Genomic DNA, 20,546 nt, shown 5'->3' with positions numbered 1-20,546 from the left:
GAGCCGGGACGGACGGGGCGGCGGGGAACCGGGGCCTCCCCTTCCCCCGGCCGGCCGCCGGTCCCGCTACCCGATCTTCGACAGCCGCGCCTCCGGCCGGCCCGACTCCTCGCTGCGCGACGCGTAGTCGAGGTCGTCGCCGACCGGGGCGAAGGTGACCGTGGTGGGGGCGGGGTTGCAGCCGTCGTGGTTGCCCTCGGCGCCCACGGACCCGGCGACGATCTGCTTGCCGGTCACCTTCTTGAGGGTGAGCACGTCGACGCAGACGCCGCCCAGCGCGTCGGTCTGGTGCAGCCTGCCGAGTTCCTGGCCGACGTTCACCCGCTTCATCGTGATGCGGAAGGTGCCCAGCGGGAGCTTGCCTTCCAGGGCGGCGGCCTGGCCCTCCCAGGTGCCGACGTAGCGCTGGGGCAGGCTGCCGGTGGAGGCCGAGGCGGAGGGGGGGCGCCCGGCGGGGGCGCTGTCGCCGGAGTCGTTGGCGTCCTTGCCCCCGCCCGGCAGCAGGTCGAGGACGAACACCGAGCCGACCGTCACCGCCGCCAGCGCGCCCGCCACCGCGAGCGCCACGGTGCAGCTGAGGCGCCGGCCACGTCCCCCGGCGCCCCGGGTTGCGGTCGCCTCGACGGAGAGGGCCAGCCGGTCGGGCGCGGACCCGGCGGCCCGGTCGCCGACCTGCTCGGCACTCCGCCCGGCGGCGTTCCGCTGCCCCGGGACGGAGCCCGGCGGGGAGGGCGACGAGGGCGAGAGCGACGGGGGCGGGGTGTGCGGTGGCATCACCGGTGGGGGCCCGAAGACACCGGCCGCCGCCCCCGCGGCTCCCGCGGCCCCGCCCTCCGCCGTCACCGACGACCGGCTGAACCCCACCGGACCCGACGCCGTCACGGACCCCGCGCCCGCCCCCGGGCCCGGCGCGGACTCCGCCGCCTCCAGATTGAGCAGCTGTACGGCGCTGCGGCTGACCTGCTCCACCAGCGCCCCCGGCAGCCAGCCGCCGGTCACCAGCCGGGCCGCGCCCTCGGGGGCCAGCCGCCGGGCCACCTCACCGGGCGCCGGGCGGGCGGCCGGGTCCTTGGCCAGGCAGGCCGCGACCAGCTCACGCAGCCCACCGCCGGGACCATCACATCTGTCGAGATCGTCCAGGCCGTCCAGCCGGGGCTCCTCGTGGACGACCTTGTAGAGCAGCGCGGCCGACGAGTCCCCGGGGAAGGGTGGCCGGCCCGTCGCCGCGTACGCCAGTACCGCGCCCAGCGAGAAGACGTCCGCGGCGCCCGTCACGCCCTTGCCGAGGATCTGCTCGGGCGACATGTAGCCGGGCGAGCCGATCGACACGCCCGTCGACGTCAGCGAGGCCGTGCCTCCCCCAGAGGCACGGGCGATGCCGAAGTCGATCAGGAGGGGGCCGTCGAGGGTGAGGAGGACGTTGGACGGCTTCACGTCGCGGTGGACGAGGCCCAGCTCGTGCACGGCCGCCAGCGCCTCGCCGAGGCCCGCGCCGAGTGCCCGTACCGAGTGGGCGGGCAGCGGGCCGCCGTCCGCGACGGCCGCCGTCAGGGAGGGGCCGGCCGCGTACGCCGTGGCGACCCACGGCACGCGCGCGTCCGGGTCCGCGTCCAGTACCGGCGCGGTCCAGGCGGCGCCGACCCGCCGGGCGGCCTCCACCTCGCGCCGGAAGCGGGTGCGGAACTCCTCGTCCAGCGCGAAGTGCGGGTGCACGATCTTCACCGCGACCGTGCGTCCGCCGGCGCTGCGGCCCAGGTAGACCCGGCCCATGCCGCCGGAGCCCAGCCGCCCGAGGAGCCGGTAGGGCCCCACGACGGTGGGCTCGTCGGCATCGAGCGGCCGCACGGTGTCCCGCATGGCGTCCACCCCTCCCCCGTACGCCGGTGTCTGCCAGCAGGGTAGTGGGCCGCCGCGAGGGGCACCCCGGGCGCGTCAGCTGCCGAGCAGCTCCACCTCGACGTCCGCCGGGAAGCCCGTGGTGGGACCGACCCGGCGGGCGAACTCGCCGACCGCCTCCAGCTGCGGGCCGCCGAAGCGGAAGTCGAGGGTGGTGAAGTACTTCGCGAGGGTCTTCTCGTCGAAGGCCTCCCAGCGGGCCGCCTGCTCGGCGACCTTGTCGACCTCCTCCAGGGAGAGGTTGCGGGAGGCGAGGAATGCCTCGTGCACCTTGCGGGTGATGGCCGGCTCGCGCTCCGCGTAGTCGCGCCGGGCCGCCCAGACCGCGAAGACGAACGGCAGGCCCGTCCACTCCTTCCACAGCGCGCCCAGATCGTGCACGTCGAGGCCGTAGCGCGGGCCGTCGATCATGTTGGCGCGCAGGGCCGCGTCGCCGATGAGGACTGCCGCGTCGGCCTCCTGCATCATCAGGCTCAGGTCCGGCGGGCAGGTGTAGTAGTCCGGCTGGACGCCGAAGCGTTCCTCCAGGAGCAGCTGCGCGAGTCGTACGGAGGTGCGGGAGGTCGAGCCCAGGGCGACCCGGGCGCCGTCCAGCCGGTCCAGCGGGACCTGCGAGACGATCACGCACGACATCACCGGGCCGTCGCAGCCGACGGCGATGTCGGGGAAGGCGACGAGGTCGTCGGCGTTCTTGAGGAATTCGACCAGGGTGACCGGACCGATGTCGAGATCGCCCTGCACCAGCTGCTCGCTGAGCTTCTCCGGGGTGTCCTTCGTCAGCTCGAAGTCGAGGAGCGTGCCTGTTCTCGCGAGCCCCCAGTACAGGGGCAGGCAGTTCAGGAACTGGATGTGGCCGACACGCGGCCGGGTGCGAGAATTATCCACATCGCGAGGCTAGACCTCCCTGTGTATCGGCCCGGCCCCGACCCCCGGGGTCAGCCGAACGGCGCAGTTGTTCAAACGTTCAGGTGAAGTGATCTTGGCCTCTGTTGCGCCGGGGGGCCTGCGTGCTAGGCTCACAGCAAGTTGCAGTTTGGTTTCCCTTGCAGTACAGAGCCTGCGGAGCATGTGACCGCGGGCTCTCGTCGTTCTCAGGCGTATGCAGTTGTGCGGAATTTAACATCTTCACACTTGCTGGTTCTGGAGCAGGGCAACCCTTTGGGCCCAAGGAGGGCTTATGGCTACCGGAACCGTGAAGTGGTTCAACGCCGAAAAGGGCTTTGGTTTCATCGCCCAGGAAGGCGGCGGCCCGGACGTCTTCGTCCACTACTCCGCGATCAACGCTCAGGGATTCCGTTCCCTCGAGGAGAACCAGCAGGTGTCCTTCGACGTCACGCAGGGTCCGAAGGGCCCGCAGGCGGAGAATGTCACTCCTGTCTGATTGACAGCAGTACCCAAGGAGCCCCGCGCCGGTTTCGGCGACGGGGCTCCTGCCCTTTTCGGCCCTTTTCACGAGTTCTACGCGGCTTCCCGCCCGCACCGGTGTCAGTGGCCGTCGCTGGGGCCCATGTCAGTGGCCGCCGCTAGGGTACCGTCATGACCGTTCCCGACATGACCGATCCCGCCTTCGTGGCCACCACCCGGACCTTCTACGACGCGGTCGCCGAGGACTACCACGACCGCTTCCGCACCGTGCTCGCCGACGCCCCGCTGGACCGGGCGCTGCTGGGCGCCTTCGCCGAGCTGGTGGGGACGGAGGGGCGGGTGGCCGACCTGGGCTGCGGGCCCGGCCTGGTCACCGGGTACCTCGCGTCGCTGGGTCTGCGGGTCTTCGGGCTCGACCTGTCCGCGTCGATGCTGGAGATCGCGCGCCGTGAGAATCCGGGGCTGCGGTTCGAGCGGGGGTCGATGATGGAGCTGGACCTGCCCGACGGAGCGCTCGCGGGGGCCGTCTCCTGGTACTCGTCGATCCACACGCCGTGGGAGCGGCTGCCGGACCTCTTCGGTGAGGTGCGGCGCGTGCTGGCGCCGGGCGGGCACCTGCTCGTCGGGTTCCAGGTCGGGGACGAGCCACAGCACCACGACCGTCCGTGGGGTCATCCGGTCGCCCTGGACTTCGAGCGGCGGCGGCCGGAGCCGATGGCCGGGCTGCTGGAGGAGGCCGGGTTCACGGTGCTGTCGCGGACGGTGCGCATACAGGAGGGCGACGCCTCCGCGAAGGTCCCGCAGGCCTGTCTCATCGCCCGGCGCTGAGGCCGGATACCTCCCCGACCAGGACCCCGCGGCCAGGACCACGACCCGGACCCGACAGCCGAGCCCCCACGGCCAGGACCCCACGACCCGGACCCGACAGCCGGGACCCCACGGCCAGGAACCCGAAGCCGGGGATCCCCGGAGCGGGCTACCCCTCGTACAGCCCGTCCACCACCCCCGCGAAGTCCCGCATGATCGTCTCGCGCCGGAGCTTCATCGAGGGGGTCAGGTGGCCCTCCCACTCGGTGAAGTCCCTGGGCAGGACGGCGAAGCGGCGGATGGACTCCGGGCGGGAGACCAGCTTGTTGGCCTCGTCGACCGCGCGCTGGAGCACCGCGTGGACGTCCTCGTCGTCGGTCAGCAGTTCCGGCGGCACCGGGTGCTTGCCGTTCATGCGGCGCCAGTGGGTGACGCCGTCGGGGTCGAGGGTGAACAGGGCGCAGACGTAGGGGCGGCGGTCGCCGAGGACCATGCACTGGGAGACGAGGGGGTGGGAGCGCAGCCAGTTCTCCAGCGGGGCCGGAGCCACGCTCTTGCCGCCCGCGGTGATCAGCAGTTCCTTCTTGCGGCCGGTGATCGTCAGATAGCCCTCGTCGTCCAGGCTGCCGATGTCGCCGGTGGCGAACCAGCCGTCGGGGGCGGCCGGGACGACGCCCGCCTGGGGGTCCCAGTAGCCGTGCAGGACCTGGTCGCCCGCGACGAGGACCTCGCCGTCGGCGGCGATGCGGATGCGGGTGCCGGGCAGCGGCCAGCCGACGGTGCCCAGGCGCGGCTGGAGGGGCGGCGTCACGGTGGCCGCGGCGGTCGTCTCGGTGAGGCCGTAGCCCTCGAAGATGTCGATGCCGGCCCCGGCGTAGAAGGCGGCCAGGCGGCGGCCGAGCGGGGAGCCGCCGCAGATGGCGTACTTGACCCGGCCGCCCATCGCGTTGCGTATCTTGCGGTAGACGAGGGGGTCGTAGAGGGAGCGGGCGGTGCGCAGGCCCCGGCCGGGACCGCTGCCGGTGCCGGTCTGGCGGGCCTCCTTGGCCTCGCCGTAGCGCACCGCCACCGAGGCGGCGCGGTCGAAGGAGGTGGCCCGGCCGCCGGACTCGGCCTTGGCGCGGGCGGTGTTGAAGACCTTCTCCAGCATGTACGGGATGGTCAGGAGGCAGGTCGGGCGGAAGGCGGCCAGGTCGGGGAGCAGGTCGTCCGGCTTCAGGCTCGGCGCGTGCCCCAGGCGCACCCGGGCGCGGACGCAGGCCACGGCGACCATGCGGCCGAAGACGTGGGACATGGGGAGGAAGAGCAGGATCGAGGGTTCCTCGCCGGTCTCCGCCTTGAAGACGGGGTAGAGCAGTTCGATCGCGTTGTCGACCTCGGCGAAGAAGTTGCCGTGGCTCAGGACGCAGCCCTTGGGGCGGCCGGTGGTGCCGGAGGTGTAGATCAGGGTGGCCAGGGTGCCCGGGCCGAGCATGCCGCGGCGCACCTCCACCTCGGCGTCGTGCAGCCGCCCGCCCAGCTCGGCCAGGCGCTCCACGTGACCCTTCTCCATCACCCACAGGTGTTTCAGGTCGGGGATGCGGTCCATTTCGGGACCGAGCGCGGCGGCCTGCGCGGTGGTCTCGGTGACCAGGGTGACGGCGCCGGAGTCCTGGAGGATCCAGCGGGTCTGGAAGAGGGAGGAGGTCGGGTAGATCGGGACGGTGACCAGGCCGGCCGCCCACGCGGCGAAGTCGAGGAGCGTCCACTCGTACGTCGTCCGCGCCATGACCGCGATGCGGTCGCCCGGCATCAGGCCCTCCCCGATCATGCCCTTGGCCACCGCCAGGACCTGCGCGGCGAACTCCGCCGCCGTGACGTCGGACCAGTCGCCGTCCGGCGAGCGGCGGCTGAGGACCACCTGGTCCGGCACCGCGGCCGCGTTGTCGAAGGGCAGGTCGGCGAGGGACCCGCGGCGCACCGGCGGGGCGAACGGCGGTACGTAGGCCTCCCGCACCGCTCCGTCCAGCCGCCGGGTCTCGGGCGCCACCAGGGTGGGACCGGGCGAGTCGGCGTAGGCGGCGGATGCGGCGAAGGACGGAAGCGGGGTGGACACGGGCGGCTCCTGGGACGTGCAGCAAGGTCACTGCTTCCAGCAAGGACTGCTTCTGCTGTCGCTGCTGTGCTCTGCTGCATGACGTACGTGCCTCGCGCGCCGGTGCGTTCATCCCCGTCCCGTGCGCCGAGGCGTCCACCGCCGGGCTCCGCGGACAGGGGGAGTCACCGGCGGTCAGTCTCGGGATCGTACGGCGCCGGAGTGGAAAGTTGGTGCGTGTTCGGGGGCGGTCCCGCGTCGGGTGTGTGCAAGCTCGGGGGTTACCTGAGGGTAGGTCACGTTCGTTCCAGTATGGCCGTGACGCCCTGTCCGCCCGCCGCGCAGACGGAGATCAGGCCGCGCCCCGGGCCCTCCCGCTCGGCGAGCAGCGTGGCCAGCGTCGCCACGATCCGGGCGCCGGTGGCGGCGAAGGGGTGGCCGGTGGCGAGGGAGGAGCCCGCCACGTTGAGCCGGTCCCGGTCCACGGGCGCCAGGCCCCGCTTCTCCCAGGCGGAGAGCGTCGCGAGGACCTGGGACGCGAACGCCTCGTGGATCTCGACGAGGTCGAAGTCCTCGATGCCGAGGCCGGCCCGCTCCAGCATCCGCGGGACGGCGTACGCCGGGGCCATCAGCAGCCCGTCCTCGCCGCCCGCCACGTCGCCGCCGACGAAGTCCACGGCCGCCGTCTCGTACGCCGTGAGGTACGCGAGCGGTTCGAGGCCCCGGGCCTCGGCCCACTCCTCGCTCGCCAGCAGCACGGTGGCCGCGCCGTCCGTCAGGGGTGTCGAGTTCCCCGCGGTCATCGTGGGGCCGGGGGCGTCGAGTCCGAACACGGGCTTGAGGGCGGCCAGTTTCTCCACCGTCGAGCCCGGGCGCAGGTTCTGGTCCCGGGCCAGGTCCCGGAAGGGGACCACCAGGTCCTGGAACAGGCCGCGTTCGTAGGCCGCCGCCAGCCGCCGGTGGCTCGTCGCCGCCAGCGCGTCCTGGTCCTCGCGGGCGATGCCCCAGGCCCGGGCGGTCACCGCGGCGTGCTCGCCCATCGACAGGCCGGTGCGCGGTTCGGCGTTGCGCGGGATGTCGGGGACCAGGTGGCCCGGGCGGATCCCGGCCAGGGCCTTGGCCCGGCCGCCGAGGGACTTCGCCCGGCGGGCCTCCAGGAGGATGCGGCGCAGGCGGTCGTTGACGCCGAGCGGGGCGTCGCTCGCGGTGTCGGCACCGCCCGCGACCGCCGACTCCGTCTGCCCCAGGGCGATCTTGTTGGCGGCGGCGATCACGGCCTGGAGGCCGGTGCCGCAGGCCTGCTGGATGTCGTACGCGGGCGTGCGCGGGTCCAGGGCGGAGCCGAGCACCGTCTCGCGGGCGAGGTTGAAGTCGCGGCTGTGCTTGAGGACCGCGCCGGCCACGAACTCGCCGACGGCGCCCGGCCCTTCGAGGCCGTACCGCTCGACCAGGCCGCCGAGGGCGGCGGTGAGCATCTCCTGGTTGGAGGCGGTGGCGTACGGCCCGTCGGAACGGGCGAAGGGGACGCGTGCTCCGCCGATGACCGCGACGCGGCGCGTCGACCCCGGTGCCGATGGGCTCATCTCGACCTGCTCCTCACCCGTGCCATAGGATTACCTCCGGTAACCTTACTCCAGAGTAAGTAGAGCGCGGCAACCGTTGGGGAGATCAGGACATGGCCGACCGCTATCTCAGCTTCACCGGCACCGCACCGGGCCGTTTCCTCACCCGCCGGCTCGGCCTGCCGCAGCCCGCGCCGCTGCGGCGCGACGCCCTCGACGGCGGCCTGCTGCACCTCACGGCCGGGAAGAGCGACCTCGGCCTCGCCCCCGTCCTGGCCCGCACCGGCCTCGCCGCCGACGAGAACGGCCGGCCCGCCGCCGTCGTCCTCGACGCCACCGGCGTACGGGACGTCGACGCGCTCGCCGAGGTGCACGCCGCCCTGCATCCCGTCGTGCGGTCCGTCACGACCGGCGGGCGCGTCGTGGTGCTCGGCACCCCGCCCGAGGCCGCCGACCACCACCAGGCCGCCGCCCAGCAGGCGTTGGAGGGCTTCACCCGCTCGCTCGGCAAGGAGATCGGGCGGGGCAGGACCGTCAACCTCGTCCGGGTCACCGGTGCCGACGCGGTCGCCGCCGAGTCCACCCTCCGCTTCCTCCTCTCCCCCGCCTCCGCCTTCGTCAGCGGGCAGGTGATCGAGGTCGGGACGGCGGCGGGGGAGGCGACGGACGCGGCGGCCGACGGCGGCATCACCGCCCCGGACGACTGGGAACTCCCCCTCGCCGGACGCACCGCCCTCGTCACCGGCGCCGCGCGCGGCATCGGCGCGGCGGTCGCCGAGACGCTGGCCGGGCAGGGCGCCCAGGTCGTCGTCCTCGACGTGCCGCAGGCGGAGGACGAGGCACGCCGGGCCGCCGAACGCCTCGGCGGCACCGCCCTCGCCCTCGACATCACGGCGGCCGACGCGGGCGAGCGCATCGCCGCCGCCGTCCCCGGCGGGCTCGACGTCCTGGTCCACAACGCCGGCATCACCCGCGACCGGCGCCTGGTCAACATGGACGCCGACCGCTGGAGTTCCGTCCTCGACGTCAACCTCGCCGGCGTCCTGCGCACCACCGACGCGCTGCTCGCGGCGGGCGCGGTCAACCGGGGCGGGCGGATCGTGGCCACGGCCTCGATCGCCGGGCTCGCGGGCAACGCGGGCCAGACCAACTACGGCGCCAGCAAGGCCGGCGTCGTCGGCCTGGTCCGCTCCCTCGCGCCGCGCGCGCTCGCCGGGCACGGGGTGACGGTGAACGCGGTGGCGCCGGGCTTCATCGAGACCAGGATGACCGCGGCGGTCCCCCTCCTCATCCGCGAGGCCGGCCGCCGCATGAGCTCCCTCGCCCAGGGCGGCCTCCCCGTCGACGTCGCCCGCACCATCGCCTGGCTCGCCCACCCGGCCTCCGGCGCCGTCAACGGCCAGGTCGTCCGGGTCTGCGGCCAGAGCCTGCTGGGGGCGTGATGACCACGACGACGCCCGCCGCCACCCTCACCGGCGCGCCCGCCCTCGCCCCGCTCCTCGCCCGCGGCGCCCTGCTCTCGCCCCTCAAACGCCCCCGCTCCGACGCGGACTTCCCCCGCACCCGCCTCGTCCTGCCCGGCCTGCGCATCGACCTGGCGAAGCTGGCGGCCTACGAGCGGGTCTGCGGTTTCGCGACCGGCGCGGACGCCCTCCCGGTCACGTACCCGCACGTCCTCGGCTTCCCGCTGGCCATGCGCCTGATGAGCGGCCGGGACTTCCCACTGCCCCTGCTCGGCCTCGTCCACACGTCGATCACCGTCACCCGGCGCGCCCCGATGCCCGCGACCGGCACGTACGAACTCAGCGTGTACGTCGAGGGCCTGGCCGCCCACCGGCGCGGGACCGAGGCGTCGGTGGTCACGGAGGTGCGCCCCGGCGCGGCGGCCGGAAGGGGCGCGGCGTCCGCGCGGGGCGCGACGGGGACGGCTGGGGTGGCCGGGACGGCTGGGGTGACCGGGGTGGCCGGCGCGGACCCCGTGTGGGAGTCCCGCAGCACCTATCTCGCCCGGCACCGCACCACCGCCGCGCACGCTCCCGAGGAGCCCTCCGCCGAGCCGCCCGCACCCCTGCCCGCCCTCGCCGAGTGGCCCCTCGGCGGTGACGTCGGGCGGCGCTACGCGGCCGCGTCCGGTGACCGCAACCCCATCCACCTGCACCCGCTCACCGCCCGCCTGTTCGGCTTCCCGCGGGCCATCGCGCACGGCATGTGGACCGTGGCCCGGTGCCTGGCCGAGCACGGGACACCGGACGCGGCCGCGGTCCGGGCGCGGTTCCGGGCGCCGGTGCTGCTGCCGGGGACCGTGACGTACGGGGCCGGGGACGGCCGCTTCGAGATGCGCGGCGGAGACGGCCGACGGCTGCACGTGTCCGGCGAGGTGGCGCCCTATCCGGCAGCCTGAACCACGGGGCGGAGCTTCGGCGCGGCATCCGGAGCCGGGTCGGTGACCGGTTCGGTGACCGGGTCGGTGACCGGTTCGGTGACCGGGTCGGGGTCCTCCTCCGGCGGCGACCACGGCCGCCCCGCCATCAGGTCGCCCAGGCCCGCCCAGGCGAAGTTCATCAGGGTCGCCGCCGCCTGCTTCGCGCCGACGCCCTCGGTGGCGCCCGCCCAGTCGGCCAGCGACTCGGCGGCCCCGACCAGCGCCTCGGCCAGCCCCGCGACCTCGCCCTCGGGCAGGTGCGGGTCCTGGTGCGCGTCCCGGGCCGCCGCCGCGATGAGCTGCGTCACGAACGCGACGATGTCCGCGCGCATCGCCGCGACCTCGGCCGCGAACCGCTCGCCGTGCGTACGGGCGTGCAGGTGCAGCATCCGCCAGGCGTCCGGGTGCCGGGCGGTGTGGGTGAAGAACGCCCGCAGACCCGACCAGAGTTGCCCGTCGGCCGAGAGCCCCGGCCGTACCCCGGCCCGCACCGCGTCGGTGAGGGCGCGGGCCTCGCGGCGGATGCAGGCGGTGAAGAGGTCGTCCTTCGAGTTCAGGTAGAGGTAGACCAGCGGCTTGGAGACGCCGGCGAGTTCGGCGATCTCGTCCATCGACGCCGCCATGTAACCGCGCTGTCCGAAGACGCTCACGGCCGCGTCCAGCATCTGCTGCTCGCGGACCGCGCGCGGCATCCGCTTGGTGGTCTTCTGGGCACCCATGCGCATCAGCGTACGGTCCGTTCGGCGCCGACGGCCCGCGGCGCAGTGGCTTTGGTGGGATCGTCGGGCTGAGCGGCCGCACCCGGCCGCACCGGACGGGAAGAGGAGACCGGCATGGCGGTTCAGCGGATGGACAACGTCGGCATCGTCGTCGACGACATGGACGCCGCGGTCGCGTTCTTCGAGGAACTCGGTATGGAACTGGAGGGCAGGAGCCAGGTCGAGGGCCTCTTCGCCGACCAGTGCACCGGCCTCGACGGCGTCCGCTGCGACATCGCGATGCTCCGGACGCCGGACGGCCACGGACGGCTGGAGCTGTCCGAATACCACAACCCCACCGCGATCAGCGACGGGCCCCGTGAGCGGCCGCACAACGTCCTGGGCACGCACCGCGTCATGTTCGCCGTCGACGACCTCGGGGACACCGTGGCCCGGCTGCGCCCGCACGGCGGTGAACTCGTCGGTGAGATCGCCCGGTTCGAGGACAGCTACCTGCTCTGCTACCTGCGGGGCCCGGCGGGGGTCATCGTCGGGCTGGCCGAGGAGCTGCGGCCCGGCACGTGACGGACGCCCCGCACCGGGTGCCGGTGCGGGGCGTCGGGTCCTGTCGGGCCGGCCGGCGGTCAGGCGGCTGCCGGAACCGGCTCCGGCTCCTGCTCCCGCTTCCGCTCCGGCTCGTCGATCGGCGAGGCGTGGGCCTCGTCGTAGGCCTTGCGGTCGAGCAGTCCCTCGCGGGCGGAGACGATCACCGGGACCAGCGCCTGGCCGGCGACGTTCGTGGCCGTGCGCATCATGTCCAGGATCGGGTCGATGGCGAGGAGGAGGCCGACGCCCTCCATGGGCAGGCCCAGGGTGGAGAGGGTCAGGGTGAGCATGACCGTGGCGCCGGTGAGACCGGCCGTGGCGGCGGAACCGACCACGGAGACGAAGGCGATCAGCAGGTAGTCGCCGACCCCCAGGTCGATGCCGAAGATCTGGGCGACGAAGATCGCGGCGATCGCCGGGTAGACCGCGGCGCAGCCGTCCATCTTGGTCGTCGCGCCGAAGGGGACGGCGAAGGACGCGTACTCCTTCGGCACGCCGAGGCGCTCGGTGACCTTCTGGGTGAGCGGCATGGTGCCGACGGAGGAGCGGGAGACGAAGCCGAGCTGGATGGCGGGCCAGGCGCCCTTGAAGAACTGGAGCGGGCTCGCCTTGGCGACGGTGGCCAGCAGCGTCGGGTAGACCACGAACATGACGATCGCGCAGCCGACGTAGATGTCGGCGGTGAAGGTCGCGTACTTGCCGAGGAGGTCCCAGCCGTAGGTGGCGATGGCCTTGCCGATGAGGCCGACGGTGCCGAGCGGGGCGAGGCGGATGACCCACCACAGGGCCTTCTGGAGGAGTTCGAGGACGGACTCGCTCAGGTTCAGGATCGGCTGGGCCTTCTCGCCGAGCTGGAGGGCGGCGATACCGGCGACGGCGGCCATGAAGACGATCTGGAGGACGTTCAGCTCGGTGAACGGCGTGATGACGTCGGTCGGCACGATGCCGGTCAGGAAGTCGATCCAGGAACCGGTGTGTTCGGGCTTGGCGCCGTCGGCCGGGGTGAGGCCGGTGCCGGAGCCGGGGTTGGTGACGAGGCCGATGACGAGGCCGATGGCCACCGCGATCAGCGACGTGACCATGAACCAGAGGAGGGTGCGGGACGCCAGGCGGGCCGCGTTGTTGACCTTCCGCAGGTTGGTGATCGACACCAGGATCGCGAAGAAGACGAGCGGGGCGACGGCCAGCTTCAGCAGGCCGATGAAGGTGTCACCGACCTTCTCCAAGGTGGTGACCAGCCAGGATATGTCCTGGCTGCGGGCCAGCCAGCCCAGCAGCACGCCGAGCACGAGACCGGCGAGTATCTGCGCCCAGAAAGGGATCTTGAGGTACTTCGTGACCGAGGACACCGGTGAGGAAGAGGGAGACGAGGAAGAGGACACGGACATGCTCCGTAAGGGGACGGGACGCGGGGGTTGCGCTGAGCTGACGTGGTGAGACGCGGATCGACGCTGGGGGACGTGGAGGACGGCGGAATGAGGGGGAACGTCAGGGGCGACAGTTCGCGGACGCGCACCGGCAGAGGTCCACGTGCAGGCGCGCCACGAGCGCCGGGCGCTGCGGTGAGGTCGGCGCGGCTGCTTGGTTCATGCACACGACTTTAACACCGGCACTTTGGGACACTCAAAGCCTCACTTTGAGAGGCAGGGGTGGACCACCGCCCGCACAACGCAAAGCGCCCCGGTTTCCCTGTGGATGAGGAAGCCGGGGCGGGCGGTGTGTGACGGGTGTTACGAGGCCGAGGCCTGGCCCTGGGTGCGCGCCGCGTCGTCGGCGAGGTCCTCCTGGCCGCGGTTGGCGTCCAGGTTCGCCTTCATGCGGTCGACGCGCCGCACGACCCGCACCGAGGCGCGGTCGCGCTCCTTGCGCAGGGCGACGTAGCTGATGGGGGCGGAGATCAGCAGGGCGAGCAGGAGGATCCACATGCCGTTGGAGTCGCCGAGGCCGCGCGGGAAGACTCCGGCGTAGACGAGACCCCAGACGGCCACGAGGCAGCCCACGAAGATCCCGAGGCGCATCAGCGTGTAGCGGAGCATCTCAATCCACTCTTCCGTTTCCGGCACAAAGGGGCACCGTCCAGTGAAACATGCCGGGGTGCCGGTCCCGCAGGGGGGTCAGGGCCCGTCGCGGGAGGGTCGCGATCGGCGGCGGGAGTCAGGTCAGCGGCAGGAGCATGAAGACGTCGTCGCGGTCGTCGCCCGGCGCCACCCGGATCGCGGCGGGGACCCGGCCGACCTCCTTGTAGCCGCAGGACTCGTAGAACCGCTCCAGACCGAGTCCGCCGCGGCAGGTGAGGCGGATCGCCTCGACGCCGTCGACGGTGCGGGCCGCGTCCGCGGCGGCGGCCATCAGATCCCGGCCGTAGCCGCGGCCCTGGTGGCGGGGGTGGACCATGACCGTGTAGAGCCACAGCCAGTGGGTCATCAGCCGGTGCGTGTTCAGTACGAGGAACGCGGTGGCGGCGACCCTGCCCTCCTCGTCGTGGCCGACGAGCAGGCGGGTGCCGCCCTCGGCCATGCCGACCAGGTGCTTGACCAGCGCCGGGCGGACCTCCTCGCGCGTCACGGGCGGCACGAAGGCCACGGCGCCGCCCGCGTTGGACACGTCGGTCCACAGGTCGAGCACGCCGTCGCGGAGGTCGGGGGTGACTGCCGGGTCGAGAGTGAAGGTAAGGGACACGTCGCCATGGTAACCATTACGCAAGGACCCGTTCAGCCCCGCGCCCCAGAGTCGGGACAGTCCCGGCCCCTGTCGGCAGGCGTGAGGACATGCCCAAAGGGGCGCGGGGAACTGCGCGACCGGCCCCCACCGGCCCGCAGCCGAGGAACTGCCGCGGAGCATCAGACCCGCATCGGCTGCGGCGACTCCCGACGCGCCGGGTCGGCTCCGTCGTACTCCCGGAGGATCTCGTACCGCGTGTTCCGCTCGACCGGGCGGAACCCGGCGTCGCGGATCAGGTCGAGCAGGTCCTCGCGGGTCAGCTTGTTCGGCGTGCCGAAGTCGTCCGCGTCGTGGGTGATCTTGTACTCGACCACCGAGCCGTCCATGTCGTCCGCGCCGTGCTGGAGGGCCAGCTGGGCCGTCTGCACGCCGTGCATGACCCAGAAGACCTTCACGTGCGGGACGTTGTCGAACAGGAGGCGGGAGACGGCGAAGGTCTTCAGGGCCTCCGCGCCGGTCGCCATCTGCGTCCGCGCCTGGAGCCGGTTGCGGACCTTGCCGTCCTTCATGTCCACGAAGTCGTGCTGGTAGCGCAGCGGGATGAAGACCTGGAAGCCGTTCGTCTCGTCCTGCAGCTCACGCAGGCGCAGCACGTGGTCCACGCGGTGGCGGGGCTCCTCGATGTGGCCGTAGAGCATGGTGCACGGGGTCTTCAGGCCCTTCTCGTGCGCCAGGCGGTGGATGCGGGACCAGTCCTCCCAGTGGGTGCGGTGGTCGACGATGTGCTGCCGCACCTCCCAGTCGAAGATCTCGGCGCCGCCGCCGGTGAGCGACTCCAGACCGGCGTCGATCAGCTCGTCCAGGATGTCGGAGGCGGACATCCCGGAGATCGTCTCGAAGTGGTGGATCTCGGTGGCCGTGAAGGCCTTGAGCGACACGTCGGGCAGCGCGGCCTTCAGTTCGCGCAGCGAGCGCGGGTAGTAGCGCCACGGCAGATTGGGGTGCAGGCCGTTGACGATGTGCAGCTCGGTGAGGTTCTCGCCCTCCATCGCCTTGGCGAGCTTCACCGCCTCCTCGATGCGCATCGTGTACGCGTCCTTCTCCCCCGGCTTGCGCTGGAAGGAGCAGTACGCGCAGGAGGCGGTGCACACGTTGGTCATGTTCAGGTGGCGGTTGACGTTGAAGTGGACGACGTCGCCGTTCTTCCGCGTCCGCACCTCGTGCGCGAGACCGCCGAGCCAGGCGAGGTCGTCCGACTCGTACAGCGCGATGCCGTCCTCACGGGACAGCCGCTCACCGGAACGGACCTTCTGCTCCAGCTCGCGCTTGAGCCCGGCGTCCATGCGATACCTCTTTCTGAGACAGACTGGTCAACAGTACGCGCCTGCTACTGGACCTCTTCGGGCAGTTCGCCCACCCTGTTCTCCCACTTCGTGGAGAGGACGATGGTGGTGCGGGTCCTGGACACGCCCTTGGTGCCCGACAGCCGCCGGATGATGCTCTCCAGGGCGTCCACGTCCGCCGCGCGCGCCTTGAGCATGTAGGAGTCGTCGCCGGCGATGAACCAGCAGTCCTCGATCTCCCGCAGCTCCTTGAGCCGCTGGGCGACGTCGTCGTGGTCGGCCGCGTCGGAGAGCGAGACGCCGATCAGGGCGGTGACGCCGAGGCCGAGCGAGGCGGCGTCGACGGTGGCCCGGTAGCCGGTGATGACGCCGGCCGCCTCCAGCCGGTTGATGCGGTCGGTGACGCTGGGTCCCGAGAGCCCGACGAGGCGCCCCAGCTCGGCGTAGGAGGCCCGGCCGTTCTCCCTCAGGGCCTGGATGAGCTGCCTGTCCACCGCGTCCATGCGATCGAAGCCTTCCACTGAAGAATTCTGAAGATGTGGGTAACAAAGGTGCGTGGGGGATGGTGCGTGGGGGGGGATGGTGCTCAGGTGCCCGGCGGGCGGGCCGCGCCCAGCTCGCCGCGCCAGCGGCGGTAGAGACCGTGCTCGACGCCCGCCGCGTCGAGGACGCGTCCGGCGACGAAGTCCACCAGGTCCTGGATGTGCGTCGCCCCCGCGTAGAAGGCCGGGGAGGCGGGCACCACGGCCGCGCCCGCGTCGTCCAGCGCCACCAGGTGCCGCAGGGTGCGGCCGTCCAGCGGGCTCTCCCGTACGGCGACGACGAGCCGCCGGCGTTCCTTGAGGGTGACGCTCGCGGTCCGCTGGAGCAGGTCCTTCGACAGCCCGAGCGCGACACCGGCCACGCAGGCCGTCGACGCGGGCACGATCAGCATGCCCTTCGTCGGGTACGACCCCGAGGACGGCCCGGCCGCGAGGTCGCCCGCGCTCCAGTGCCGTACGCCGGAGACGTCCGTGTCGAACGTGCCCGGCTTGCCGTCGGCTCCGCGGTCCAGCCATGCGCGCAGGTCCTGCTGCCAGTGGGCGTCGCGGAAGGAGATGCCGGTCTCGTCGAGCAGGGTGAGCCGCGAGGCCCGGCTGACCACCAGGTCGACGCTCTCGCCTGCGGCGATCAGCGCGCGCAGCACGGCGGCGGCGTACGGGGTGCCGGACGCTCCGGACACCCCCACGATCCAAGGCACGCGGTGCGTCTGTCCTGGGTTCACATGTCGAGCCTACCGGGGGACGGGGCAGTCCTCAGGACCGGTCCGGCCCCTCGGGGTCCACGGGACGTGGCCGCGCAGCGGGCCGGAACTCAGACGGTCAGGCCCCGAACCAGCAGGTCCAGCAGCGCGCACACGAAGAGGGCGATGCCGATGAAGCCGTTGACCGAGAAGAACGCCCTGTTGAGGCGGGTCAGGTCGTGGGGGCGGACGATGGTGTGCTCGTAGCCGAAGGCGCCCGCGACGATCAGCAGGCCGAGCCAGAAAAACACGCCTGCGTCGGTGGCGACGGCGTACCAGGCGAACAGGGCGGTGGTGACCGTGTGGCAGGCGCGGGCGCCCCAGATCGCGGCCGGGACGCCGAAGCGGGCGGGGACGGACTTCACTCCGACCTGCCGGTCGGTCTCGACGTCCTGGCAGGCGTAGATCAGGTCGAAGCCGCCGATCCAGATGCCGACCGCCAGGCCGAGGATCACGGCCTCCCAGGACCACTCGCCGCTGATCGCCAGCCAGCCGCCGATCGGGCCCATGGCCTGCGCGAGGCCCAGGATGGCCTGCGGGAAGTTCGTGAACCGCTTGCCGTACGGGTAGAGCACCATCGGCACGACGGCCACGGGGGCGAGGGCCAGGCAGAGCGGGTTGAGCAGGGCCGCCGCGCCGAGGAAGACGACGAGGGCGACCAGCGCGCCGGTCCAGGCGTGCTTGACCGACATGGCGCCGGTGACCAGTTCGCGGTGGGCGGTGCGCGGGTTGCGGGCGTCGATCTCGCGGTCGATGATCCGGTTGACCGCCATCGCGAAGGTGCGCAGGCCCACCATGGCGACGGTGACCAGGAGCAGCCTGCCCCAGTGGATGTTCTCGTCCCACCGGTACATCGCGGTCAGCGCGGCGATGTAGGCGAAGGGCAGCGCGAACACCGAGTGCTCGATCATCACCAGGCGCAGGAACGCTTTGGTGCGCCCCGGCTGCTGCGGCAGGGCGGCGGAAGCCGACGTCACAGTCCGTACTCCTTCCAGCGGCGGTCGACCTTCGCCGCCGTATCCGGGTCGGACAGCACCATGTCCGGCCAGCCCCCGTCGCGGGTGTACCCCTCCTCGGGCAGCTTCCGCGTCGCGTCGATGCCCGCCTTGCCGCCCCAGAACTGCTGGTAGGAGGCGTGGTCGAGGTGGTCCACCGGGCCTTCCACGACGGTGAGGTCACGGCCGTAGTCGGTGTTGCCGAGCGCCCGCCAGGCGACCTCGTGCAGGTCGTGGACGTCGCAGTCGGAGTCGACGACCACGATCAGCTTGGTCAGGGACATCATGTGCGCGCCCCAGACGGCGTGCATCACCTTCTGGGCGTGCTTGGGGTACTTCTTGTCGATCGAGACGATCGCGCAGTTGTGGAAGCCGCCGGCCTCGGGGAGGTGGTAGTCCACGATGTCCGGGACGATGATCTTGAGGAGCGGGAGGAAGAAGCGCTCCGTGGCCCGCCCGAGGGGGCCGTCCTCCGTCGGCGGGCGGCCGACCACGATCGACTGGAGCAGCGGGCGCTTCCGCATCGTCACGCAGTCGATCTTCAGGGCGGGGAACGGCTCCTGCGGGGTGTAGAAGCCGGTGTGGTCGCCGAAGGGCCCCTCGGGGAGCATCTCGCCCGGCTCCAGCCAGCCCTCGATGACGACCTCGGCCTGCGCGGGGACCTGGAGCGGGACCGTCCTGCAGTCGACCATCTCGATCCGCTTGCCCTGGAGGAACCCGGCGAACAGGTACTCGTCGATGTCGCCGGGGAGCGGGGCGGTGGAGGCGTACGTCACAGCGGGCGGGCAGCCGAAGGCGATCGCGACCGGCAGCCGCTCACCGCGCCGGGCGGCGACCTGGTAGTGGTTGCGGCTGTCCTTGTGGATCTGCCAGTGCATGCCGATGGTGCGCCTGTCGTGGCGCTGGAGCCGGTACAGGCCCAGGTTCCGGATGCCCGTCTCCGGGTCCTTGGTGTGGGTCAGGCCCAGGTTGAAGAAGGAGCCGCCGTCGTCCGGCCAGGTGAAGAGGGCCGGGAGGCGGTCGAGGTCCACGTCGTCGCCGGTGAGGACCACCTCCTGGACGGGCGCGCTGTCCGCCTTCACCTTCTTCGGCGGTACGTGCGTCATCGCGCCGAGCTTCCCGAAGGCCTCGCGCACGCCGACGAAGCCCTGCGGCAGCTCGGGGCGGAGCAGGCCGCCGATCTTGTCCGAGATGTCGGAGTACGCCTTGAGTCCGAGGGCCTTGAGCAGGCGGCGGTCGGTGCCGAAGACGTTCATCGCGAGGGGCATGTCGGAGCCCTTCACGTTCTCGAAGAGCAACGCCGGGCCGCCCGCCTTGTTCACCCGGTCGACGATCTCCCCGACCTCCAGGTGCGGGTCGACCTCGGCCTTGATGCGCTTGAGGTCGCCCTCGCGCTCCAGGGCCCTGAGCAGGGAGCGAAGATCGTCGTAAGCCATGCCGCCCAGTATCCCCGAGCGGTTACCCTGGCCCTGTACCTGGGGGCCCGTGACGCGTCCCCACCCCTCGCTTGAGCTGGAGAGGCCCATGCTCCGGGTGCTGATGTTCCTCGTCCCCCTGGCCCTGAGCGTCTACGCGTTCATCGACTGCATCAGCACGAAGGACTCGGACATCCGCCACATGCCCAAGCCGCTGTGGGCGATCCTCGTGCTGGTCTTCCCGCTGGTCGGCTCGATCTCCTGGATCATCGCCGGCAAGAAGCGGCAGCCGGCCGGCACGTCCCCCTGGCAGGGCGGCGGCCGGCGGCAGTGGGTGGCGCCGGACGACAACCCCGACTTCCTGAAGTCCCTCGACAACGACGAGGAGCGGGACGACAAGAAGGACAAGGACAAGGAGTAGGGGCCGCCGCCGCGTGCCCGCGGCCCTCAGCGGGCGACGCCGGCGAACTTCTCGACGGCGGCCGGGCTCACCGGTGTGAAGAAGTTGACCAGGTTGCCGTCGGGGTCGCGGAAGAGGAGCGCCCGGTTGCCCCAGGGCATGGTCGTGGGCTCCTTGACGAACTCGGTGACGTATCCGGTCAGGTTGCGGTGCACGGCGTCCACGTCCTCGACGAGGAACTCGATGATGACGCTGCGGTTGTCGGCCGGCCGGGCGGAGCCGGGGGCGAAGAGCGGCACGGTGCGGGTGCTGCCGATCGCCAGGGTGCCCGAGGCGGTGGGCAGTTCCGCGAAGTCCTCGGTCGCCCAGGTCGCGCGCAGTCCGGTGGCGCGCTCGTAGAAGTCGACGAGGCGGGCGACGTCGCCCGTGATGACGCGGATCGAGACGAGGTTCATGGGGGCCTCCCGGCCGGTCGGTGCTCGTGAACACGGCTCGACGCCTTCGGTCGATGCCTGCGGCCCCACGCTAGGAGGGATGTGGGACAGGTCCCGGCCTATAGGGAAGCCGTGGCGAGCCACGCGGTGCCGGCGGCGGCGACCAGGAGGGTGAGGTTGAGGGCGACCCGGCGGTCCCCGAGGCGCAGGTGCACCGCGGTCGCGCCGATCTGCAGGACGGCGAAGCCGACGGCTGCCGCCACGGCCAGCCCGGGCGCGACGCCGGTCAGCGGCGGAAGGACCAGCCCGGCCGCGCCGAGCACCTCGACCAGCCCGATGGCGCGGACGGCGGGCATCGGTGTGCTGTCCACCCAGGCCATCATCGGCCGGAGCCGGTCCCGGCTGTGGAGCACCTTCACCCCGCCCCCGTAGAGGTAGAAGGCGGCGAGGAGTCCGGCGACGATCCAGTACGCGACGTTCATGCGTCGATTCCACCGCCGGGGCGCCGGGGGCGTCCAAGACCTGTTCCGCGCACTCGATACCGTACGGGTATCGTCGCAGGAAGCAGAGGCAGGGGCAGAGGAGA

The 20,546-nt window shown here is 72.3% G+C and carries 22 protein-coding genes; 6 read left to right on the top strand and 16 right to left on the bottom strand.

Features of this window, described 5'->3' with window-relative positions; translation table 11 throughout:
• Nucleotides 1-66 precede the first annotated feature (66 nt).
• Both IG94_RS0113285 and IG94_RS0113280 read right to left on the bottom strand, forming a co-directional pair.
• A complete protein-coding gene (locus tag IG94_RS0113285; protein ID WP_224326544.1) occupies nt 67-1,857 on the bottom strand; it encodes a serine/threonine-protein kinase in 1,791 nt (596 codons plus the stop codon).
• 75 nt (nt 1,858-1,932) lie between these two features.
• The gene (locus tag IG94_RS0113280; RefSeq protein ID WP_031035022.1) at nt 1,933-2,781 is read right to left on the bottom strand and encodes a menaquinone biosynthetic enzyme MqnA/MqnD family protein; all 849 of its coding nucleotides are present in this window, start codon (nt 2,779-2,781) and stop codon (nt 1,933-1,935) included.
• 292 nt (nt 2,782-3,073) lie between these two features.
• Between IG94_RS0113280 and IG94_RS0113275 the strand changes: the two genes are divergently transcribed.
• Both IG94_RS0113275 and IG94_RS0113270 read left to right on the top strand, forming a co-directional pair.
• Nucleotides 3,074-3,277, top strand: a complete 204-nt coding sequence (locus tag IG94_RS0113275; RefSeq protein WP_003974443.1) for a cold-shock protein — start codon at nt 3,074-3,076, stop codon at nt 3,275-3,277.
• A gap of 155 nt (nt 3,278-3,432) precedes the next feature.
• The gene (locus IG94_RS0113270; protein WP_031035020.1) at nt 3,433-4,089 is read left to right on the top strand and encodes a class I SAM-dependent DNA methyltransferase; all 657 of its coding nucleotides are present in this window, start codon (nt 3,433-3,435) and stop codon (nt 4,087-4,089) included.
• Nucleotides 4,090-4,237: 148 nt separating this feature from the next.
• Here the strand turns inward: IG94_RS0113270 and IG94_RS0113265 are convergent, their stop codons facing one another.
• Entirely contained in the window at nt 4,238-6,163 is a 1,926-nt protein-coding gene (locus tag IG94_RS0113265) for an AMP-dependent synthetase/ligase (RefSeq protein WP_031035017.1), read from the bottom strand.
• Nucleotides 6,164-6,438: 275 nt separating this feature from the next.
• A complete protein-coding gene (locus IG94_RS0113260) occupies nt 6,439-7,725 on the bottom strand; it encodes an acetyl-CoA C-acetyltransferase (RefSeq protein ID WP_031035015.1) in 1,287 nt (428 codons plus the stop codon).
• Nucleotides 7,726-7,817: 92 nt separating this feature from the next.
• Here IG94_RS0113260 and IG94_RS0113255 point away from each other — a divergent pair, with 92 nt between their 5' ends.
• Nucleotides 7,818-9,146, top strand: a complete 1,329-nt coding sequence (locus tag IG94_RS0113255) for a 3-oxoacyl-ACP reductase (RefSeq protein ID WP_031035013.1) — start codon at nt 7,818-7,820, stop codon at nt 9,144-9,146.
• On the top strand, nt 9,146-10,105 hold the full coding sequence (locus IG94_RS0113250) for a MaoC/PaaZ C-terminal domain-containing protein (protein WP_031035010.1): 960 nt from the start codon (nt 9,146-9,148) through the stop codon (nt 10,103-10,105). The genes IG94_RS0113255 and IG94_RS0113250 overlap by 1 nt, the downstream gene beginning before the upstream one ends.
• On the opposite strand, the gene IG94_RS0113245 is transcribed toward IG94_RS0113250, so the two are convergent.
• Nucleotides 10,090-10,845: a TetR/AcrR family transcriptional regulator gene (locus IG94_RS0113245; RefSeq protein WP_031035008.1), complete on the bottom strand. Its 756-nt coding sequence runs from the start codon at nt 10,843-10,845 to the stop codon at nt 10,090-10,092. The two genes, IG94_RS0113250 and IG94_RS0113245, sit on opposite strands and share 16 nt — an antisense overlap.
• 114 nt (nt 10,846-10,959) lie before the next feature.
• Between IG94_RS0113245 and IG94_RS0113240 the strand changes: the two genes are divergently transcribed.
• Entirely contained in the window at nt 10,960-11,409 is a 450-nt protein-coding gene (locus IG94_RS0113240) for a VOC family protein (protein ID WP_031035006.1), read from the top strand.
• Nucleotides 11,410-11,468: 59 nt separating this feature from the next.
• Here the strand turns inward: IG94_RS0113240 and IG94_RS0113235 are convergent, their stop codons facing one another.
• The 9 genes from IG94_RS0113235 to IG94_RS0113200 all read right to left on the bottom strand — a co-directional run bounded on the left by IG94_RS0113235 (nt 11,469) and on the right by IG94_RS0113200 (nt 19,147).
• Nucleotides 11,469-12,818, bottom strand: a complete 1,350-nt coding sequence (locus IG94_RS0113235) for a dicarboxylate/amino acid:cation symporter (protein ID WP_031035003.1) — start codon at nt 12,816-12,818, stop codon at nt 11,469-11,471.
• Nucleotides 12,819-12,918: 100 nt separating this feature from the next.
• Complete coding sequence (locus IG94_RS44185; protein WP_317633923.1) at nt 12,919-13,020, bottom strand: putative leader peptide; 102 nt, start codon at nt 13,018-13,020, stop codon at nt 12,919-12,921.
• A gap of 140 nt (nt 13,021-13,160) precedes the next feature.
• Entirely contained in the window at nt 13,161-13,466 is a 306-nt protein-coding gene (locus IG94_RS0113230; protein ID WP_031035001.1) for a DUF4229 domain-containing protein, read from the bottom strand.
• A 118-nt stretch (nt 13,467-13,584) separates the two neighbouring features.
• The gene (locus tag IG94_RS0113225) at nt 13,585-14,109 is read right to left on the bottom strand and encodes a GNAT family N-acetyltransferase (RefSeq protein ID WP_031034999.1); all 525 of its coding nucleotides are present in this window, start codon (nt 14,107-14,109) and stop codon (nt 13,585-13,587) included.
• A 161-nt stretch (nt 14,110-14,270) separates the two neighbouring features.
• Nucleotides 14,271-15,434, bottom strand: a complete 1,164-nt coding sequence (mqnE, locus tag IG94_RS0113220; RefSeq protein WP_031034996.1) for an aminofutalosine synthase MqnE — start codon at nt 15,432-15,434, stop codon at nt 14,271-14,273.
• A gap of 44 nt (nt 15,435-15,478) precedes the next feature.
• The gene (locus IG94_RS0113215; RefSeq protein WP_031034994.1) at nt 15,479-15,937 is read right to left on the bottom strand and encodes an Lrp/AsnC family transcriptional regulator; all 459 of its coding nucleotides are present in this window, start codon (nt 15,935-15,937) and stop codon (nt 15,479-15,481) included.
• An 83-nt stretch (nt 15,938-16,020) separates the two neighbouring features.
• The gene (locus tag IG94_RS0113210) at nt 16,021-16,674 is read right to left on the bottom strand and encodes a UbiX family flavin prenyltransferase (RefSeq protein ID WP_031034992.1); all 654 of its coding nucleotides are present in this window, start codon (nt 16,672-16,674) and stop codon (nt 16,021-16,023) included.
• 113 nt (nt 16,675-16,787) lie between these two features.
• Entirely contained in the window at nt 16,788-17,693 is a 906-nt protein-coding gene (mqnP, locus tag IG94_RS0113205; RefSeq protein WP_031034990.1) for a menaquinone biosynthesis prenyltransferase MqnP, read from the bottom strand.
• A complete protein-coding gene (locus IG94_RS0113200) occupies nt 17,690-19,147 on the bottom strand; it encodes a menaquinone biosynthesis decarboxylase (protein ID WP_031034987.1) in 1,458 nt (485 codons plus the stop codon). Before IG94_RS0113200 ends, mqnP begins: the two co-directional genes overlap by 4 nt.
• A gap of 88 nt (nt 19,148-19,235) precedes the next feature.
• Between IG94_RS0113200 and IG94_RS0113195 the strand changes: the two genes are divergently transcribed.
• Nucleotides 19,236-19,547, top strand: coding sequence for a PLD nuclease N-terminal domain-containing protein (locus tag IG94_RS0113195; protein ID WP_031034985.1), 312 nt, complete (start codon nt 19,236-19,238; stop codon nt 19,545-19,547).
• 26 nt (nt 19,548-19,573) lie between these two features.
• Here the strand turns inward: IG94_RS0113195 and IG94_RS0113190 are convergent, their stop codons facing one another.
• On the bottom strand, nt 19,574-19,981 hold the full coding sequence (locus IG94_RS0113190) for a VOC family protein (protein ID WP_031034982.1): 408 nt from the start codon (nt 19,979-19,981) through the stop codon (nt 19,574-19,576).
• A gap of 98 nt (nt 19,982-20,079) precedes the next feature.
• Nucleotides 20,080-20,442, bottom strand: coding sequence for a DoxX family protein (locus tag IG94_RS0113185; protein WP_031034980.1), 363 nt, complete (start codon nt 20,440-20,442; stop codon nt 20,080-20,082).
• Between the last annotated feature and the right edge of the window lie 104 nt (nt 20,443-20,546).

Source organism: Streptomyces olivaceus (genome assembly GCF_000721235.1).
Lineage (GTDB): Bacteria > Actinomycetota > Actinomycetes > Streptomycetales > Streptomycetaceae > Streptomyces > Streptomyces olivaceus.
Note: the sequence above shows the minus strand (reverse complement) of the source record. Positions and strands in the feature narration are given on the sequence as shown.

Coding starts and splice junctions, on each gene's coding strand:
- IG94_RS0113285 (WP_224326544.1), bottom strand. CDS start 1,857: ATGCGGGACACCGTGCGGCCGCTCGATGCCGACGAGCCCACCGTCGTG.
- IG94_RS0113200 (WP_031034987.1), bottom strand. CDS start 19,147: ATGGCTTACGACGATCTTCGCTCCCTGCTCAGGGCCCTGGAGCGCGAG.
- IG94_RS0113255 (WP_031035013.1), top strand. CDS start 7,818: ATGGCCGACCGCTATCTCAGCTTCACCGGCACCGCACCGGGCCGTTTC.
- IG94_RS0113260 (WP_031035015.1), bottom strand. CDS start 7,725: ATGAGCCCATCGGCACCGGGGTCGACGCGCCGCGTCGCGGTCATCGGC.
- IG94_RS0113240 (WP_031035006.1), top strand. CDS start 10,960: ATGGCGGTTCAGCGGATGGACAACGTCGGCATCGTCGTCGACGACATG.
- mqnE (WP_031034996.1), bottom strand. CDS start 15,434: ATGGACGCCGGGCTCAAGCGCGAGCTGGAGCAGAAGGTCCGTTCCGGT.
- IG94_RS0113270 (WP_031035020.1), top strand. CDS start 3,433: ATGACCGTTCCCGACATGACCGATCCCGCCTTCGTGGCCACCACCCGG.
- IG94_RS0113195 (WP_031034985.1), top strand. CDS start 19,236: ATGCTCCGGGTGCTGATGTTCCTCGTCCCCCTGGCCCTGAGCGTCTAC.
- IG94_RS0113275 (WP_003974443.1), top strand. CDS start 3,074: ATGGCTACCGGAACCGTGAAGTGGTTCAACGCCGAAAAGGGCTTTGGT.
- IG94_RS44185 (WP_317633923.1), bottom strand. CDS start 13,020: ATGAACCAAGCAGCCGCGCCGACCTCACCGCAGCGCCCGGCGCTCGTG.
- IG94_RS0113235 (WP_031035003.1), bottom strand. CDS start 12,818: ATGTCCGTGTCCTCTTCCTCGTCTCCCTCTTCCTCACCGGTGTCCTCG.
- IG94_RS0113215 (WP_031034994.1), bottom strand. CDS start 15,937: ATGGACGCGGTGGACAGGCAGCTCATCCAGGCCCTGAGGGAGAACGGC.
- IG94_RS0113190 (WP_031034982.1), bottom strand. CDS start 19,981: ATGAACCTCGTCTCGATCCGCGTCATCACGGGCGACGTCGCCCGCCTC.
- IG94_RS0113185 (WP_031034980.1), bottom strand. CDS start 20,442: ATGAACGTCGCGTACTGGATCGTCGCCGGACTCCTCGCCGCCTTCTAC.
- IG94_RS0113250 (WP_031035010.1), top strand. CDS start 9,146: ATGACCACGACGACGCCCGCCGCCACCCTCACCGGCGCGCCCGCCCTC.
- IG94_RS0113245 (WP_031035008.1), bottom strand. CDS start 10,845: ATGGGTGCCCAGAAGACCACCAAGCGGATGCCGCGCGCGGTCCGCGAG.
- IG94_RS0113230 (WP_031035001.1), bottom strand. CDS start 13,466: ATGCTCCGCTACACGCTGATGCGCCTCGGGATCTTCGTGGGCTGCCTC.